The sequence below is a fragment of the Vibrio sp. 10N.222.46.A1 genome (genome assembly GCF_041473595.1).
Lineage (GTDB): Bacteria > Pseudomonadota > Gammaproteobacteria > Enterobacterales > Vibrionaceae > Vibrio > Vibrio tasmaniensis_A.
This window is the reverse complement of the sequence record NZ_JBFRSN010001087.1, coordinates 1-1,718: the sequence shown is the minus strand read 5'-3', so window position 1 is coordinate 1,718 and position 1,718 is coordinate 1. Positions and strand designations below refer to the sequence as shown.

1 protein-coding gene and 2 pseudogenes are annotated in these 1,718 nt (G+C 41.5%); 2 read left to right on the top strand and 1 reads right to left on the bottom strand.

The window, feature by feature from the left end; genetic code table 11:
• Window positions 1-676 (top strand): annotated as a pseudogene (locus AB4496_RS24035) (1-acyl-sn-glycerol-3-phosphate acyltransferase); the annotation flags it as partial.
• 153 nt (window positions 677-829) lie between these two features.
• On the opposite strand, the gene AB4496_RS24030 reads toward AB4496_RS24035, so the two are convergent.
• On the bottom strand, window positions 830-1,429 hold the full coding sequence (locus AB4496_RS24030) for a hypothetical protein (protein WP_009845741.1): 600 nt from the start codon (window positions 1,427-1,429) through the stop codon (window positions 830-832).
• Between the two features lie 101 nt (window positions 1,430-1,530).
• On the opposite strand from AB4496_RS24030, the pseudogene AB4496_RS24025 reads away from it, so the two are divergent.
• Window positions 1,531-1,718 (top strand): annotated as a pseudogene (locus AB4496_RS24025) (DUF1496 domain-containing protein); the annotation flags it as partial.

The following is a 1,718-nucleotide window of genomic DNA, read 5'->3' as shown; positions in this document are numbered from 1 at the left end:
GAAGCCATGTGCGACTGAATTGATGCGTCTGAACAAAAGCTTCATCGTAAAGCGTTCTCTAAAAGGGCCACGTGAAATGATGAAAGCGCTTGGACAATTGTCTTCGTATATTAAGCACTCTCTAGAAACAGGTAACTCTATTTGGATCGCTCAGAAAGAAGGTCGTGCAAAAGACGGCAATGACTTCACAGAGCCAGCAATTCTGAAGATGTTCCATGTTGAAGGGCGTAAGCAAAAAATCGTATTTCCTGAGTACGTGAAATCATTGAAGATCGTTCCTGTGGCTATTTCATACGAAAACGATCCATGTGACACAGCGAAAGCAATAGAGCTTTTTGAAAAAGACGTAAACGGCAGTTACGAAAAGGGTGAGTTTGAAGATATCGAAAGTATCATTCAAGGCATCATCGGTAATAAAGGGCGTGTTCATGTTGGTTTTGGTCAGGTTATTGACCAAGATTTCGATACACCTGAAGCACTTGCTCAAGAGATTGACCGCCAGATCCACGACAACTACAAACTATTTCCTGTGAACTTATTGGCTGCAGAAAAAGAAGACGAGTCGATTACCGCTGCGGTGAAGCAAGAGTTTGAAGATAAACTATCGAGTTTGCCACAAGGTGCTCGCCAGTACTTGATCGATAGCTATGCGAACCCAGTGAAGAATATTGGTTAACGAGCGTTAGCAAACAAGTTCGTTGATTGAATTGAAAAAGGAGCCTTAGGCTCCTTTTTTGTATCGGCGTGCCTGTGTTTTTCTCTAAAAGCCAAAGCCAAAGCCAAAGCTAAAAAAACAATCAACCAAATAATCAATTAATCGAAATGAAGATTAGCGAGCAACCGCGCCACCAAGATCTAAATTGGTTGGCCACGTGGTAATCGTGTTACCACCTAGATAGATATTGCCTTTGACCGTCATGGTATCGGGGAATGCAGTAATTGCAGATCCGCCAATATATAAATCGCCATCAACCACTATCCCGTTTGGCAGCTCGGTTAAAGGAGTACGGATCACGCTTAGGTCTCCTTTCACTCTAAAGCCGTTGGGAAGCCGTATTAGGGGGGTATCTGTGAGGTTGATGAATCCACCCACTCTCACACCTTTTGGCCAACGGGTAATCTTACTTCCTATCAAGTCGGCGTAGCCTTTTATTTTTACGCCCGATGGAACTCTGGCTAGTAGGCTGTTACCGCCTTTAAGGCTTCCGTTAACTTCTAACCCTTTCGGAAGGCGAGTGATTGCGGTGTTTTCTATATTTAAATTGCCATCGACGACCAATCCTGTCGGTAGCGATGTATAGGGCTTATTTCGTAAATATAAGTTTCCGTAATTATCCAGATGGTTCAATATTTGATACTGATCGAGTGGTTCTGCAGTCACATTTGTTATGGTTAAAGAACCAATAATAAGTACAATTATTCGGAGCATAACAAGCTTCTTATTACGATAGACGTTAACACTATAATGAAAAAATTATTCTCGCATAGTGTTTTACTCATTTGTTGGTCGGTAAAAAAGAATAGAACACAATGAAAGGCGAATCTGTGATTGAAATAAAGCGTCAAATTCTAAAAGGCTTTGTGATTGTAACTTCTGTATTTTGTTCAGTATCAGCGAATGCTAATAAAATAATATCAACGCCCGCTAAGGCTGCAGTCGTCGTCACTCAGAGTGGTTCACAGCAACGAGTTTGTTATTATGATGATAAGGCCTATAG

Coding starts and splice junctions, on each gene's coding strand:
- AB4496_RS24030 (WP_009845741.1), bottom strand. CDS start 1,429: ATGCTCCGAATAATTGTACTTATTATTGGTTCTTTAACCATAACAAAT.